This window comes from Chroococcidiopsis sp. CCNUC1 (assembly GCF_023546805.1).
Taxonomy (GTDB): Bacteria; Cyanobacteriota; Cyanobacteriia; order Cyanobacteriales; family Chroococcidiopsidaceae; genus Chroococcidiopsis; species Chroococcidiopsis thermalis.
Genome location: NZ_CP097480.1, coordinates 3,296,115 through 3,311,307 on the forward strand (window position 1 = coordinate 3,296,115; position 15,193 = coordinate 3,311,307).

The 15,193-nt window shown below is 45.4% G+C and carries 12 protein-coding genes; 5 read left to right on the top strand and 7 right to left on the bottom strand.

From position 1 onward, the window contains the following. Positions 1 to 5 precede the first annotated feature (5 nt). The 3 genes from M5J74_RS15460 (at position 6) to folP (ending at position 3,429) form a co-directional block, all read left to right on the top strand. Positions 6 to 1,379, top strand: coding sequence for a hypothetical protein (locus M5J74_RS15460; protein WP_250012262.1), 1,374 nt, complete (start codon positions 6 to 8; stop codon positions 1,377 to 1,379). A gap of 236 nt (positions 1,380 to 1,615) precedes the next feature. Next, complete coding sequence (gene tpiA, locus M5J74_RS15465) at positions 1,616 to 2,341, top strand: triose-phosphate isomerase (RefSeq protein WP_371933966.1); 726 nt, start codon at positions 1,616 to 1,618, stop codon at positions 2,339 to 2,341. 233 nt (positions 2,342 to 2,574) lie between these two features. Continuing rightward, positions 2,575 to 3,429: a dihydropteroate synthase gene (gene folP / locus M5J74_RS15470; RefSeq protein WP_250012268.1), complete on the top strand. Its 855-nt coding sequence runs from the start codon at positions 2,575 to 2,577 to the stop codon at positions 3,427 to 3,429. A gap of 97 nt (positions 3,430 to 3,526) precedes the next feature. On the opposite strand, the gene M5J74_RS15475 is transcribed toward folP, so the two are convergent. Then, the gene (locus M5J74_RS15475) at positions 3,527 to 4,693 is read right to left on the bottom strand and encodes an extracellular solute-binding protein (protein ID WP_106216389.1); all 1,167 of its coding nucleotides are present in this window, start codon (positions 4,691 to 4,693) and stop codon (positions 3,527 to 3,529) included. A gap of 4 nt (positions 4,694 to 4,697) precedes the next feature. Next, positions 4,698 to 5,333, bottom strand: coding sequence for a phycobiliprotein lyase (locus tag M5J74_RS15480; RefSeq protein WP_250012271.1), 636 nt, complete (start codon positions 5,331 to 5,333; stop codon positions 4,698 to 4,700). A 641-nt stretch (positions 5,334 to 5,974) separates the two neighbouring features. Here M5J74_RS15480 and M5J74_RS15485 point away from each other — a divergent pair. Then, a complete protein-coding gene (locus tag M5J74_RS15485; RefSeq protein ID WP_106167918.1) occupies positions 5,975 to 6,346 on the top strand; it encodes a hypothetical protein in 372 nt (123 codons plus the stop codon). Positions 6,347 to 6,369: 23 nt separating this feature from the next. On the opposite strand, the gene cobT is transcribed toward M5J74_RS15485, so the two are convergent. The 3 genes from cobT to surE all read right to left on the bottom strand — a co-directional run bounded on the left by cobT (position 6,370) and on the right by surE (position 8,927). Continuing rightward, complete coding sequence (cobT, locus tag M5J74_RS15490; protein WP_106216391.1) at positions 6,370 to 7,467, bottom strand: nicotinate mononucleotide-dependent phosphoribosyltransferase CobT; 1,098 nt, start codon at positions 7,465 to 7,467, stop codon at positions 6,370 to 6,372. Positions 7,468 to 7,475: 8 nt separating this feature from the next. Next, on the bottom strand, positions 7,476 to 8,174 hold the full coding sequence (locus tag M5J74_RS15495; protein ID WP_015154978.1) for a DUF2232 domain-containing protein: 699 nt from the start codon (positions 8,172 to 8,174) through the stop codon (positions 7,476 to 7,478). A gap of 72 nt (positions 8,175 to 8,246) precedes the next feature. Beyond that, positions 8,247 to 8,927, bottom strand: coding sequence for a 5'/3'-nucleotidase SurE (gene surE / locus M5J74_RS15500; protein ID WP_015154979.1), 681 nt, complete (start codon positions 8,925 to 8,927; stop codon positions 8,247 to 8,249). A gap of 193 nt (positions 8,928 to 9,120) precedes the next feature. On the opposite strand from surE, the gene M5J74_RS15505 reads away from it, so the two are divergent. After that, positions 9,121 to 10,656 (top strand): SagB/ThcOx family dehydrogenase, encoded by a 1,536-nt coding sequence (locus M5J74_RS15505; protein ID WP_127024353.1) that lies wholly within the window; start codon positions 9,121 to 9,123, stop codon positions 10,654 to 10,656. Between the two features lie 49 nt (positions 10,657 to 10,705). On the opposite strand, the gene mnmE is transcribed toward M5J74_RS15505, so the two are convergent. Both mnmE and M5J74_RS15515 read right to left on the bottom strand, forming a co-directional pair. Next, on the bottom strand, positions 10,706 to 12,085 hold the full coding sequence (gene mnmE / locus M5J74_RS15510) for a tRNA uridine-5-carboxymethylaminomethyl(34) synthesis GTPase MnmE (RefSeq protein WP_250012277.1): 1,380 nt from the start codon (positions 12,083 to 12,085) through the stop codon (positions 10,706 to 10,708). A gap of 306 nt (positions 12,086 to 12,391) precedes the next feature. Continuing rightward, positions 12,392 to 14,671 carry an AAA family ATPase gene (locus M5J74_RS15515; RefSeq protein WP_015154983.1) on the bottom strand — a complete coding sequence of 760 codons (2,280 nt, stop codon included), beginning with the start codon at positions 14,669 to 14,671 and terminating at the stop codon, positions 12,392 to 12,394. Between the last annotated feature and the right edge of the window lie 522 nt (positions 14,672 to 15,193).

The window sequence follows — 15,193 nt, forward strand, 5'->3', positions numbered from 1 at the left end:
TGACTATGATAAAACATAAAAAGGTTAATAAAATTGGTTTAAATAAGGTTTGGAAATCGGGAGTTGGAAATCGGGAGTCGGGAGTCGAAAATAATTTTTCCGCCTCAGCCTCCTCAGCTCTCTTCTCCGCATTGTCTCCTTATCGTCCCCTCTTGACGGGGATAATTGGATCTTTGCTAACAATACTTTCAGGTTGTGCTTTCCAGTCGCCTGAAGTCGTTATCAACAATACAAAAACAGTAGAAGACATCACTCAAACTGCTACGTCAACCACTGCTGCGATCCCCAGAACGGTAAAGACAACTCCAGTAGATAGGCAAGTACTCCAACAGCTAGAAAGGCGACTTTACCAACAGTTGCAAGTGCTGATGGCAAAAGCACAAGGAGCAAGACCTGATGGCTATGTCTATACAGTAGACTTGAGCCAAATCCTCTACTATGCAGCTGGAAAAAAAGACTCTAGACTATATCTTCCCTTGCGGGATTTTGCAACTCGTAACTTGATAATCGATAAAAAATCAGACCCTTACACGAAAGGATTTGTGCTTTGGCGTTATCGCGATGGTGCGCCTGCTGATGCATCGGGAACGACAGAAGCTTTACGCCTGGCAGAAAGTTTGTGGCTGGGTAGCCAAACATTAGGAGATGAAACAGATCGCCAACTGGCAATGTCGATTTTGCAAGGATATACCCGTCACGCTCAAATAGACCACGATAAATGGTTAATCCGCAACTATTTTAACTTGCAAACCCGCGCCTTTGCCAATAACTCCTTTCTCGTCGGCTACGACCCAGATTTATTGAAAATTGTCGCTCAAGTGACGGGCGATCGCGAGTTAAAGTCAGTGGCGCAAAAATCTTACGCCACAATTCGCGAAGCAGCAACCCCTTCAGGATTGTTGTATGACATCATTCAACCTGAAGTGTTGACCCTAGTACCAGAACTCAAACAACTAGCGATTTTCTCTCCCAATGATGTCGTGAAGCTAGCGAATACCTGTACTGTAGCAGAGAGAGCCGTGGAGGAAGCGCCAGAAGTCGGACAGCGAGTCATCCGCTTTGCCTTAGCACGAATGCCCAACCTCAATACATATTATTACGGGCGCAACGGAGAACCAGTCATTCCACAAAAAGCGGAAATTCCTACATATGCTTGCTTGGTTAGGTTATCGGCAAAATTGAAGGAAGAAAAAGCCATGTATGCCTTCCTCAATCCCTTTGTTAATCATGTAGAGTTTATGGCACAAAACATCAACCAGTTTAGCCTTTACACCGTAGGTGAAGCGCTATTGGCTCTCCAATCAGTCTCTCAGTTCAATCCACCTGGAAGTCGCGATCGACTCCAAAGTTCGAGCGTTTCTATGAGAGGTAGGGTATAGGGGAAGACAAGGAGGACAAGGGAGACAAGGGGGACAAGGGAGAATTCAAAATTCAAAATTCAAAATTTACACCCCACACCCCTTCTTCACGCACCACTACCAATTACCTATTACCCATTACCAACTACCAATTCCCCACACCCCACACCCTGTTCGCTGATAACTGGTAACTGGTAACTGATAACTGTAAACTGGTGTAAACGATTTGTAGTGTCATTAGGAAAGATCGATCGCCCGTGCGGAAAATAGTTATTGCTGGCAACTGGAAAATGTTCAAGACCCAGGCAGAATCCCAAGAGTTTTTACTGGGATTTTTACCTTACCTGGTGGAAACTCCTCCAGAAAGAGAAGTGGTGTTGTGCGTTCCTTTTACGGACTTAAGCATCATGTCGAAGAATATGCACGGTACGAGAGTACAGCTAGGAGCGCAAAACGTCCATTGGGAAGAGTCAGGGGCTTATACGGGTGAAATCTCTGCTCCCATGCTGCTAGAAGTTGGCGTGCGTTATGTTGTTATTGGACATAGCGAACGACGGCAATTTTTTGGCGAAACTGATGAAACGGTAAATTTACGGCTGAAAGCAGCTCAAAGTTTCGGTCTGACCCCAATTTTATGTGTAGGTGAATCGAAGCAACAACGGGATGCGGGAGAAACTGAATCCCTGATTTCTATGCAATTGCAAAAAGATTTGGTAGATATCGACCAGCACAACTTGATCGTTGCCTACGAACCAATTTGGGCAATTGGTACGGGAGATACTTGTGAAGCCAAGGAAGCCAATCGCGTTATCGGTTTAATTCGCAGTCAGTTGAGTAATCCTAATGTACCGATTCAATACGGTGGTTCTGTGAAACCCAACAACATCGACGAAATTATGGCACAGCCAGAAATTGATGGTGCTTTGGTTGGGGGTGCGAGTTTGGAGCCAGATGGTTTTGCGCGGATCGTCAATTACAAGTAGTGTTGTGCTGTAGGGGCGGTTTCACCAAAAATCTCTGTTTTTAGGCGAAGATTTCAATAAACCCGCCCTTATCCATCGTTCGTGCAAAAAATTATTGGATTAATGTCGCGCAAAGACGAGCCAGCACCGTGCGGAGGTTCCCCCGTTGAGGTGACTGGCGTAGCAAAGGCGCAAAGATAGGAAGGGTTTCCGTGGTTTGTAGGGGGATCCTTCTCAAAAATTTTTAAGTGAAAATGGTTGTCCAAAGTTCTTTGGTTATTCGCGATCGCTCTTTTGAGTGGGGCAAGCGTACTTATATTATGGGGGTGCTGAATGTCACGCCTGATAGTTTTAGCGATGGTGGTGAGTTCGATCGCCCTAGCGCGGCTTTGGAGCAAGCGCAGCGTCTCGTAGCAGCGGGTGCAGATATTATTGATATTGGCGGGCAGTCAACTCGTCCAGGGGCGATAGAAGTTTCTGTAGCAGAAGAATTAGAGCGGGTACTATCGGTGGTGCAATTGTTGCGTCCTGCAATTTCCGTGCCGATCTCTGTAGATACGACTAGAGCGGCTGTAGCTAGGGCGGCGATCGCCTCGGGAGCGGATATAGTTAACGATATTTCTGGGGGAGTGTTTGACCCAGAAATGCTGGCTACGGTGGCAAAATTGGGCGTACCAATTGTCCTCATGCACATGCGCGGTACGCCGCAAACAATGCAACAACTGACGGATTACGAGGATTTAATTGGGGAAATCTATCAGTTTCTTGAAAGTCGCGTTGCAAATGCGATCGCTTCTGGGATCGATCCTGCTCGAATTATTATCGATCCCGGGATTGGTTTTGCCAAGAAATACCATCAAAGTATCGAAATTCTGCGTCGTTTGTCAGAATTTCGCGCTCTGAATTGTCCCATATTAGTTGGAGCATCGCGGAAAAGTTTTATCGGTCATATTTTAGAGCAACCCGACCCGAAAGCACGAGTCTGGGGAACGGCAGCAGCTTGTTGCGGGGCGATCGCTAACGGTACAGATATTGTGCGCGTCCACGATGTCAAAGAAATGCATGATGTTTGTCGTGTGGCTGATGTTTTATTTAGGAGTGAGGTGTGAGGAGCGAGGAGCGAGGGAGAAAAGAGGGCTGAGGGAGCATTTACTGTTTATCGCTCTCGACTTCCGGCTTTTGACTTCCGGCTTTTGATTTTTGACTTTACGATTTCTCTTTCATTCCCTGCCACAAAGCTTGATACTGCTGAATTGCATCTGGATCTAGGGGGCGCAAAAATTCGCTCTTGTCCAGAATATTATCATTGGGTACTAGGAGAGGGCGTAGTTCTGCTTGAATGTTGTCGGGATCGATCTGGAGGGGAATCGGTGAATTTGTCCTACCGAAGAGGAGAATTTGTCGAGCGATCTGGGGTTGCCAGCAAAAATCAATCAATTGGTATTCTAAAGCGCGATCGCTGTTTGCCTGTATCGGATTTGCCCAGAGATCTGCCCACAGTGAAGTTCCAGACTGCGGAATTATCGCCGCAATCTGACGGTGGCGTTGCATCACAGGGATGATGTCGTTTGACCAGCCTACAGCTAACCACGTATCTCCCAAAATTAATGGCTGCAAATAAGTATCCGAACTGTAAAGTTTGACCTGCGGCTGGAGGCGATTCAACTGGGCGGTTAAATCTGGAACTTGGCTCGGGTTTTCCGTGTTATACGATTTGCCGAGGTATTTGAGCGTTAAGCCGATAACTTCTCGGGGATGGTTCGGTAGGGAAATGCGATCGCGCAGTTCTTCTCGCCATAAGTCTCCCCAGTCTTGCGGTTTCCAGTTTAAAGACTGGAATTTATCTCGATTGTAAGCAATGACAGTATAACCCCAACGGTAGGGAGCAGCCCAAACATTGCCTTTTGCGTCAAATTGTCCTGCTTGATTACGCCTAACTAATTCTTGCCATCGATTCGGTAACTGCGACCATTGAGATAGTTGTGTCGGATCTAAAGGTTGAATTAGATTTTGCCTAATTGCTGCTGCAAGCCAGTAGTCGCCCACAGTTACTAAGTTGGCAGGGTTGGGATTTTGAGGTTTAAGCCATGAAGGGAGGGGAAGTTGCGATCGCCAATCTTCCTCTATTGGCTTTTGATTGTTTTGCTGCCAAGATTGCAGGCGATCGAATAAGCTACTCAGTTGTTCCACTGAGGCGAATTCTAGACTAGCAGTCTGCTGCATCTTTGTCCGAAATTTCTGCAAAACTTGATTGGGAAGCGAACCTTTGAGTAATTGCACGCGCAGTTTGGCTCGTTCTTGGGTGTTACACCCTGCGAGTAACTGACTGAGTAATAGCGTTCCCGTACCGAATAAAAACGACCTACGATCCATTTCCTTAAGCTGGTTGCTTCCGTTCCACCCCGAAACCAACCAAATCGATAATACTAGGTGGTTCTTCTATATTGGCAGGGCGTTGGTAGGTAATGATGGTACGCAAGCGTAAATCGGGGGTGACAATACGCATCTGATCCACTGCTACAGAACGTTTGTAGTAGGTTGTCATTTCTAGAGTTTGGCGCGTGGGTTGGTAAGTGAAACGTCCGGCGATCGCCCCTGCTTCGGAATAGCCTTCATCTCGTAAATAAAAACCCCGAATCGTTTCTGCTGTGGAATCAGCTGCGGCGGCTGTTGGTGGAGGAATTTCCTGAATTACCGTATCTGAAGTAACGTAGGTATCGGGTACGAATAAAGCTTGCAGGCTCATTGATAGAGTTTCCCCAGTTTCCGAACGAGTGTTAAAGGCGATCGCAAATCCTGGTAATGAACTATTTGCGTCAACTCTTGCTAGATCGACTTTAATTCCATTTAAGGCAGAAATAGAGAGAATTTGCTGTTTTTGCGCTAATTCTAAGGTAGTCACATCATATTCGGTATACGACTTTTCTACCTGCTCTGCTAATAGATAATGATAAGTCCGTTCAATTTTCCATTTACCCACGCAAACAGTAAAAAACTCTTGAAAATTTAGCATTTTTTTCTCGGTATGATGCGTGACCTTCTCAATCTCTTCCCTTGGATAGAAGATTTATGCTTGTGACTAAACTATTGCTTCTAAGTTAATACATTGAGTACAGTGAGTGCTGGCTCTAGATGAATTGTGAATTTTTTCTTGGTCGATTATTTGGTCGATTATATAAATCGCTACGCCAACAAAAGCCTGAAATATTGTAGTTTATAAGTAATGTTACTGAGTGGAGCGGTTAAGATCGCGCGATCGCCAATCTAGTTCAAGCGGGCAGGAAGTAGAGGTAGAAGGAAAAAATACCCATCGCTAGCTGTACAGTTACTTTTACCATGCTGCACTAATCTTTCTACCCAGAGAAAACCTCGAACTTTTAGCTTTCTGGAATATTGACAATTTGAGGCTGAAATTGAGAAAAATGTAGCATGACAGCGATCGCCCTCCTTAAATCCTCTTTTATGCTTAAACTAAATACATATTAGCGAGAATAACACTACAAATTAGTATTTATTTTTGTGTAAATATTCTGAGAAAGTTATCGCTTTAAAAGCAATTTTGTCAAAAGTTAAATGATTGATAAGTAGAGTAAACTTTGCCCAATTGTTGCATAGCATATAAGAATCAGTAAAGGCAGGCATAGAGGGTATTCAATGGAACCACTTCAAAAACAAGTCCTGATCTTGAGTAATAAAGTCGATACCCTTTATCAGGTAGTCGATCGACTCAACAGTCAAGTCTCTTCCGCTCTTACAGAGTGTCGTTTAACTCCAGCATCAGCGCCAACAGATGTGATGGGAGAAGCTAATGGACGCTATGGAAATAACAGCTATAGCGCTTCCAAATTAGCTATGGAACACAAAGACGTGCTATTAGATAGCAACGAGTTAGATACCCATCTCCACAGTGGCGAAAAGGAGTTAGCGCCCGAAATTCAAATTCAGCGGCTCACCGCACAATTAACCGCAGCCTACAATCGGATAGCTGCCTTAGAAGAACAATTGCTAGCACGGAGAATTCACTAATTGAGCGAGCAGTGACTTACGACTTAGTAATTCATTCTTGCCATCAATGCTTCGATCGCTTGTAGGAGTTGAGTCTGACTCCAGCCAGCTGTGAGAGAGGAGGCGATCGCGCAACCACCTGCGCCCATACCTTCTTTTACGTAACCTTGCTCGTAAGCGCGAAGTTGAGTATATCTGGAAGTTACAAAACTCAGCTCAGTTGACAAAAGCGTTACAGTATCTATACTGGCAGCGAGTTCAACTGTTTTCCCTGTCGGATCTTCCGCTACCCAGCGAGTAGTTCCTACAACAACAGCTTCAGAATGCCACTTGAGATGATATGCCTTGACAACAGATTGCATTAAGGCATAAACAGCTAGCATTTGCGTACCACCAGCTAAGATAACTCCTTTTGTGCGACTAGCAGCGATCGCCATTCCAGCGACAACAATTTGCATCGGGTCTCCCACCGCTGCTACGAGTACGCCAGGATCTGCTACAGGTATCTGTTCCCACAGTCCAGCACGCTGCAACCCTGCTTGGACTAACTCCCATTTTTGGTTATGGTTGCAAATCGGATGACTGCTGTTTACCTTACCAGCAGCATCAACACCCAAACCAGTTAAGATAGCGAGTGCCGTTGTGGTTCCACCCACGACACACTCGCCAATAATTAGGTAGTCGTGGGAACTTCTACCAAGACGTTCTCCCCAAACTAAACCTTGTTCCAGTAAATGTTTTACCGTTGCTAGTGGCAACGCCTCCCCTTGACTCAAACACTTGGCAAGAGTCCCGCCCAAATCGATTGTCGGTACGGTTGGCGGTTTGGGTAACCCAGCATTAAATAAATAGAGAGGAATATTCAATTTCTCCACAACAGCACGCGAGATCGCCACAGGAGAAGCCCCCGCAGGCAAGGGAGGTAAGGCGTTCTGCGGCTGAGGCTGGGGACCCCGTGCTAAAAATTCAGCATCCGCGATCGCCGTATATTGTCGATCTTCAGGAGTCAGACCAGCTGCCGAGATCCCGGGAATTAAGCCTGTTGCCGTAAATCCCAAAACACAAGCAAACGCGGGAGAACCACCCCGATACCGTTCTATCCACACTTGCCCCTGTTTTAATTGGGTGTAAATTCGGATCATTTAACTCCTTACTCATAGTCCATTAAAACCTGTACCCAACGGGGCGGACGGGGAATTGGGTTACCAAGGCGATCGAGGAGTAACCAAGCAACGAGGTGAACGACAAATAAATAAACTAAATTGCTGACTAAAACCAGTGCTAGCGCTAAGACTTGAATCACCAGCATACTCGGTTGGAGCAACAGTCCTAGCTTGTCAAAAATCCACTCTGCCAACTCCGTGACTTCTACAATTAGATAAACCCAGAGATCGCGACCAGACCAAATCGACATTAACCAAAAGCGAAAGAAGAAACCGATCGCGCCTAAAAGAGTTCCTAAAGCAACTGAGACGATCCAGGGCGATCGCCGCCGCCAAGCAGCGCCTAATAATACTCCCATCACCCCATAGGGCATAACATACAGCAAACTGGGAATTGGACCCATCAACACTGCTAGCAGCAACCCAGAAACTCCAGCCGCCATCCATCCCGCCCTCGCACTCCATCGTAAATAGACGATTGCTACAGGGATCGCAAAGAAAATCCGCAGCAGGGGACCGAGGGGAAAATAAAAATTAATGAAATAGATCAAGCTGGCTGTACTCGCAAGAAAAGCTGTTTCCACCATTGCCAGTGGTGGGGCAGATTTCCCAGGCGATCGCTCCGATTGCTGTGAAGTCGTAAGATCGCTAGATGGGTTTTCCTGAAATGAATGGGGATCGCTCATGTACGTGTCTGAAACTTCTTCCAGTCTAATCGGTCGAATTGTAATGGGTTCTGTCTTAAGTGGGTAAAACTCTTAAAGCCTCAATAGGGTTACGGCGATTTTGCCAGAAAAACAGACATCGACATCCGTACCTGGAGCGCGATCGCGTTGGGCATATTCCCCGGCATAGTAAAAGCGATCTCCTTCAATCCGATAATTGACTGGGAGCGGTTGAGTTGAAGGTTCGCAAAACACCACTTCTGGATCGGGATCTCCTGGTAGTAAGTGCGGCAAATTTACGTTCCAAAACGTGCCTGGTTCTGGCGGACGATCGAGTAGATCGGCTAAGACTTTCGCCGTCCACCTTGCCGCAGTATCCCAATCTACATTGCGTTTGCCTTTGCGGTAGTGGGAAACTGCCACCCCAGGAATTCCTTGAAATGCTGCTTCTCTGACGGCTGCAACAGTTCCTGAAATGTAGACATCAGCCCCCATGTTACCTCCAGCATTGATCCCGGAAAGCACGAATTTGACATCTTGACAGATATATGTTGTAGCTATGCGGGTACAATCGGCTGGAGTTCCGGCGATCGCATACTCGTTTTCGCTGCGACGATGAACGTGGATTGCTTGAGTTGTGGTGACTTGATGTCCGCAGCCAGATAAATGATCTCTGGGTGCAGCGACGATGACTTTGTACCCAGCCACGGCTTTTTGCAATGCCCGAATTCCTGGCGCGTCAATTCCATCGTCGTTAGTTAAAATTAAAGTCATAGCCTAAAGTTATAATTTATACTTATTTTTGCGAATAATAGCCAGCGATCGCCTAGTATAGCTGCATCATAGCTATGTTAGATGAAAGCGATCGCCACGATTTTGAGCAGTAACTAAACTAAAATGCAGGAATGAATGCGATCGCCCCTTGGAGTGCAAAGATTGAAGAAAGGAAAACTTCTGCCAGATGGCTATGCCAGAACAGTACGGATCGATCGCCCAATACTACCACGAACGCACGAAATACGACCCTGAGACGATTGCTGCTAAAGGTCAGGGGTTAGATTGGTCGAAGCAACCGTCGCCATTTAAAGAGTATAAGATCGGTACGGTTTTCGATCTCAAACCATACTTACAAGCAGATGCAGAGGCTTCAGCAGTCATTCCAGGAATTGCTTGGTGGCAGCGATTGTCTCATCTTTTACTATATAGTTACGGGATCACCGCCAAAGTTCCAACGATGATGGGGCAGCCGCTCTATCTCCGCTCTGCTCCCTCTGCTGGGGGGTTATATCCAGCCGAAGTTTATCTAATTTCTCGCGGTACGCCACTCATTCCAGCCGGACTTTACAGCTATAACCCGCTGGCTCATTCTCTCACTCAGTTTTGGGAAAGTGATGTTTGGAGCGACCTGCAAGCAGCCTGTTTTCAACATCCAGCTCTAGAAAGTAGCGAAATTGCACTGATCGCCACAGCTATATTCTACCGCTCGGCTTGGCGCTACCAAGACCGCGCCTATCGTCGCATATTTTTAGATACAGGACACCTGCTAGGTAATATTGAACTGGCTGGTGCTTTGACTAACTTCCGTCCCTACTTAGTTGGTGGATTTATTGATGCATCTGTCAGCCAAATATTATATCTCGACCCAGAACAAGAAGGAGCGATCGCAGTCGTTCCATTAATAGATTTGGCAGTACAACAATTACCTCTCAAATTACCTCTCAGTTGCACAGCCTTACCATCTGCTACCCAAGTTGAGTATCCCGAAGTTCCCGACGGCGAATTACTGGCTTACTGCCATCGAGCAACGCAAATAGACGAAGCACCAGTCGTCAAAAGCCAGGAGCAACAGGAAGTTGCTCATTTAGAAGATAAATATAACTTTCCTTTTTGTTTGAAAGTTTCAACTAGAACTAACCCGATAGATTGGGGAATAAATTTAGTCGGGTTGGAGACGACAATACTCGAACGTCGCTCCACTCGTGCTTATACTGGTGCTGAACTCACAATAGATGAGTTAAGGGTCTTGTTAGATTTCACCTATCAACCTCAGCATTACGTCGATCGAGGATTTGATGGCGATCCAGACTATTTCGACTTAAGCTTAATTGAAACATTTATTGCCGTATCTGGAGTCACGGGCTTAGAAGAAGGTTGCTACTACTACGCACCAAAAGCCCAAGAATTGCGGCAAATTCGATTTAAAAACTTTCGACGCGAATTGCACTTCCTCTGCTTAGGACAAGAACTCGGTCGGGATGCAGCCGCCGTCCTCTTTCACACCGCAGATCTGAAAAAAGCTGTAGCACGCTATGGCGATCGCGTTTATCGCTACCTACACATGGATGCAGGACATTTAGGACAAAAACTGAATTTAGCCGCTATTCGTCTCAACTTAGGTGTAAGTGGTATCGGTGGCTTTTTTGACGATCGCGTTAACGAAGTTCTTGGGATTCCGAGTGACGAAGCCGTACTTTACATTACGACGCTGGGAAGACCGAGATGAAAAAGATAAAAGTTAAAAGTTAAAAGTCAAAAATGAAGAATTCTTACATTCATTTTCCAATACAAAACTGGCTGAAAATTCGATCTAACACTGACTCCGTGACTTCTTCCCCAGTAATTTCTCCTAGTGCTTGAATTGCGCCGCGTAAGTCAATCGTCCAAAAATCGAGAGGTAACTGCTGTTCGATCGCCTCTCGTACTTGTTCTAAGCAAGTTTGCGCTCTGATTAGCGCGGCGGCTTGGCGCTGGTTAATTGCTAAATCTAGATTGGCAGAATCTACCTTTCCCGATCGCACCTTTGCCAAAATTGCTTGCTCTAAAGCATCTATCCCGCGATCGCAAGCAGCAGCCGTTGTCACTACCTGACTAATTTCGGCTGGATAATTCACTGTTTCAACCGCCGCCAGATCGATTTTGTTAATAACTAAAATTAACGGACGGTGTTTTACCTGAAGGTAAATTTCCTCATCCGCCTGAGTCCATCCCGCCGCCGCATCAATTGTCAATAAAACTAAATCGGCGGCTTGAGCGCTAGAAAGCGATCGCTCGACTCCCATTTTCTCGACTCGATCTTCCGTGGCGCGAATTCCTGCTGTATCTAATACCTGAATCGGAATTCCTCCCACGACGAGTTGAGACTCGACCACATCGCGAGTCGTACCGGGTAAATCGGTGACAATAGCGCGATCGCTACGACTCCAAGCATTCAACAAACTCGATTTTCCCACATTCGGACGACCGACAATCGCCACTTTTAATCCCGTGCGTAATAATTCGCCTTGATGGGCTGTAGCCAGAATTTTGCTGACTTCTACCTCAATTTGGGCTAGTTCTGCTCGAACTAGTGTTTCATCTAATGGTGGTAGATCCTCCTCAAAGTCAATTCTTGCCTCAATTTCTGCTAAGACATCCAAACATTTCGTTCGTAATTGACGAATTGGGTGAGCTAATTTTCCCTGTATACCTGCTAAAGCTGTCTGCGCTGCTTGCGGCGATCGCGCCCCGACCAAATCGGCTATACTTTCGGCTTGGGTTAAGTCTAAGCGTCCGTTTAAAAATGCTCTAAGTGTAAATTCTCCTGGCTGCGCTAGTTTGGCTCCTTCTGCCAAACACAACTGCAATACCTGCTGTACTGCCATAATTCCACCATGACAGTGAAACTCGACGACATCCTCTCGGGTATAGGAACGTGGAGCCTGCATGATTAGCAATAACGCCTCATCCACGAGTTGCTGTGTTTGGGGATGGCGAATGTAGCCATAGAGAATGCGGTGGCTTTCCCAGGCTTGTTTTCCAGGGGCGTAAAATAGATGATGAGCGATCGCGAGCGCTTCATTTCCCGAGACCCTGACAATGCCTACACTACCTTGTTGCGGTACTACCGCAGTGGCAATGGCAGCAATAGTAGACGACGCGATCGAATCAGACATTTATCGCCGTAACACGCAACAGACAACACATACAGGGGCGCACAACCATGCGCCCCTACAAATTTATTGTAATCAAATCAGAACCAATACATTTTTGTCTCAACAACCAGCTCGGTGCTATTGGCTGGCTTAACACCCTCCTGACTTCTGTACGGGCGGGTTTAATTGCCAAATTATGTATTCTAGTACGGGCTATCGCTAACAAACCCGCCCCTACAACTGAACAAACGGGTTTAATTGCAACATTATTTGCTCTATTACAGACATGGACAAAAAACCCGCCCCTACGACTTCTGCCTTCTCACACTAATAGTAAGCGCTCTTATAGCTTGTCGTCACTCCGTTAGCAACTGCACCAATGACAGGGCTACCGACAATTTTTAAGCTTTCTAATGCCTTTGCCAGCGCCGAACGATGAGCTTTACCCATACCTACGACTAAAATACTCGCATCTATATGGGCAGAGAGGAGATTGCTATCTGCTAGTCCTAATAGTGGCGACGTATCGTATACGATCAGATCGAAAGCAGATTCAAACTGTTTTGCTAGGTTTTGCATCTTGTGAGATGAGAGCAAATGGGCAGGATTGGGTGGAATTTGTCCGGCTGTCAAAACGTACAAACTCTCGACTTCTAACGAAGTCTTGCTGACAGAAAGTTCGGCGCGATCGCTATTCTTGATTGCAACTGGTTCGCAATTGACTCGATGCAACACATCTTGAAAATTGATGTCATTCACGATTACATTACTTAAGCCAACGGTGTTACTTAAACCCAAGCGTTTGTGAATGTTAGGATTTCGTAAATCTGCATCTACTAGTAGCACTCTCTGCCCCATCATGGCGGCTGTTTGAGCTAAATGGAGTGCCACGGTAGATTTCCCTTCTTCCGCAGCAGCAGAAATGACAGCCAAAGAGCGGATCGGCTTATCGAAACCCAGAAAGCGAATATTCGTGTACAAAGAGCGCAAAGATTCCCAAAACTGAGCCATAGTTTGCTGTTGAGTTTGTGGCTTTTGTTGGCTCGATTTTGCGATCGGATTGATAGATTTTACGAGTTCGGTAACACCAGCCTTAACCGAACTCGCGTCTTTCTTCAGCGGAATTTCTCCGAGTAGTGGCAATCGGGTTAAATCTTTCACATCTTCAGGCGTATGAATCACATTGCTGAATTTTTCGATCAGCAATGCCACTGCAATACCCGTCAATAAACCCATGACTGCCCCCAACATTAAATTACGTTTCAGGCTCAACGAAGACGTTTCAGGGTCAGTAGGAGGAGTGATCAGTTGCCAAGGCACTTGTTTCTGTGCCAAATCGATGCGTAATGCTTCGCGCTTAGTTAAAAACTGATTTAAGTTTTCGGAAGCAATTTTCAATTGCCCTACGAGATCGTCATTCTGGCGTGCCAAGGCGGGAAATTGCTTGACCTGCTGTCTTAATACAATATCGGCTTGAGTCAGCGCTTTATTTTCTGCCTCTAAGGTTTGAATCTGGTTAGCCGCCTCTAAAAGTTGCTGTGTTTGTTGCTGGCGAATAGTATTGGTAGAGGCAAAGGCTGGCAGCTGTCTTGATACTTGTATATTCTTGCCTAAGATGGCTCTTCTTTCCTGTTCTACCAAGGGGAGTAAATTTTGTTCCTGCGATCGCAGTGCCTGAACTGTAGGACTATCTTCCCGATATTGCGCTGCTGTAACGGCAATCCTGGTTTGGATCTGTTGCAATTGGTTTAACAATGCTTGATAGCGGGGTGCTTCACTCAAGGCTGTGACGACTGCTGCTTCTGGCGATCGCATTTGTAACTGCTGCTGTAATGCATTGTAGAGGGCGCGAGTTCTGGCTAATTGGGTCTGCGTTTCTCGCCGTTGTTGCGTAATTTGATTCAGTCGGTCGGTCAGCTGTCTACCTTGCCCTTCAGTATCGATTAAGTCATATTTTTGCCGAAATGTTTGGAGTCTTTCTTGTAAAGATTCAACTTGCTGCCGTAATTTTGGTAACTGTTCCTCGATAAATTGAAGTCCCATTCGTACGTCAGACCGACGCTCTTCTAAGCTATAAACTAGATAAGCTTTAGAAAGAAGATCCATTACGTACTTAATCTTTTCTGGATTTGGATCTCGGTAAGTCACTGAAATAATATTAGTATTTGGCAGTCGTTCAAACTTGAGCTTGGTCAGATCGGTATTTGGATACTGCGTTAATACTTGCTGGGCAACAGGAGTCATGATTTTTGGACTCTGTAATACCTTAATTTCAGTTTCATTAATAGTTCTTTGTTCGGTTTTGATTTCGTTGAGAGGAGATATCGATAGCTTATTCTCAGCAGTTATCGGTTCGAGTAGTAAATCAAACTTGCCTTCATAGACTGGTTTACTTAGTAAACCATAAACTACTGCCGCGGCTGCAACTGTGGTTGCTACACTCGCAACTACAAGCATTCTTCTTTGAACTGCGGCAATTAGCTTTCCTATGTTTAAACCACCTTCATCACCTTCTTCTAGCTGTGCTTTAGATGCCAAAGGTAAAGCCTGACTTTGAGGACTATTGCTCTCAGTTAAAAATTTCTGAAGATGGTTTTTAGTCTCCATTCTGGGTTTCCACTTATTGTTTACTCATAATGCACTCGTAGTTTTAAGTTTGAATAAACTTTATCCTATGAGGGCGTATAGGGAGGCATATAGATACTTATTCTATGGAAATTTAACTAATAGTTAATTACTTAATGGTTTGACTTACTTTGTGCTATTAGCTTACCTATGTTTCGGCTCTGAAAAGTCAGAGTTTAGTTTCTATTTAACCGAATACACGGCTATAAAAATATACTGCGCGATCGCAGTTCACTCTGACCTTTGCCGAAAATCACTTGTTAAAACGACTATGTAGCAAACCAACCTATATTAGCTAGTCTTCTTTTATACTACACATTTATTGAGGATTTACGGAATTTTTATATTTTGTCGCTCAATTATAAACATTAAGTAAAATTTCGGATATGCATATTGAATTTCTTACCGGTTTCTTGCATGAATCGTAGTTTTATCTAGCAAGCAAGTGGAGCGAAAGTAATTAAAAAATAATGAGGCGAGCCGAATAACTCCTAAATCTAAGCC

What these genes read in the sequence shown, in the direction of transcription:
- M5J74_RS15460 (WP_250012262.1), top strand. Translation starts at nt 6, where the DNA reads ATGATAAAACATAAAAAGGTTAATAAAATTGGTTTAAATAAGGTTTGG.
- folP (WP_250012268.1), top strand. Translation starts at nt 2,575, where the DNA reads ATGGTTGTCCAAAGTTCTTTGGTTATTCGCGATCGCTCTTTTGAGTGG.
- M5J74_RS15475 (WP_106216389.1), bottom strand. Translation starts at nt 4,693, where the DNA reads ATGGATCGTAGGTCGTTTTTATTCGGTACGGGAACGCTATTACTCAGT.
- M5J74_RS15480 (WP_250012271.1), bottom strand. Translation starts at nt 5,333, where the DNA reads ATGCTAAATTTTCAAGAGTTTTTTACTGTTTGCGTGGGTAAATGGAAA.
- M5J74_RS15485 (WP_106167918.1), top strand. Translation starts at nt 5,975, where the DNA reads ATGGAACCACTTCAAAAACAAGTCCTGATCTTGAGTAATAAAGTCGAT.
- cobT (WP_106216391.1), bottom strand. Translation starts at nt 7,467, where the DNA reads ATGATCCGAATTTACACCCAATTAAAACAGGGGCAAGTGTGGATAGAA.
- M5J74_RS15495 (WP_015154978.1), bottom strand. Translation starts at nt 8,174, where the DNA reads ATGAGCGATCCCCATTCATTTCAGGAAAACCCATCTAGCGATCTTACG.
- surE (WP_015154979.1), bottom strand. Translation starts at nt 8,927, where the DNA reads ATGACTTTAATTTTAACTAACGACGATGGAATTGACGCGCCAGGAATT.
- M5J74_RS15505 (WP_127024353.1), top strand. Translation starts at nt 9,121, where the DNA reads ATGCCAGAACAGTACGGATCGATCGCCCAATACTACCACGAACGCACG.
- mnmE (WP_250012277.1), bottom strand. Translation starts at nt 12,085, where the DNA reads ATGTCTGATTCGATCGCGTCGTCTACTATTGCTGCCATTGCCACTGCG.
- M5J74_RS15515 (WP_015154983.1), bottom strand. Translation starts at nt 14,671, where the DNA reads ATGGAGACTAAAAACCATCTTCAGAAATTTTTAACTGAGAGCAATAGT.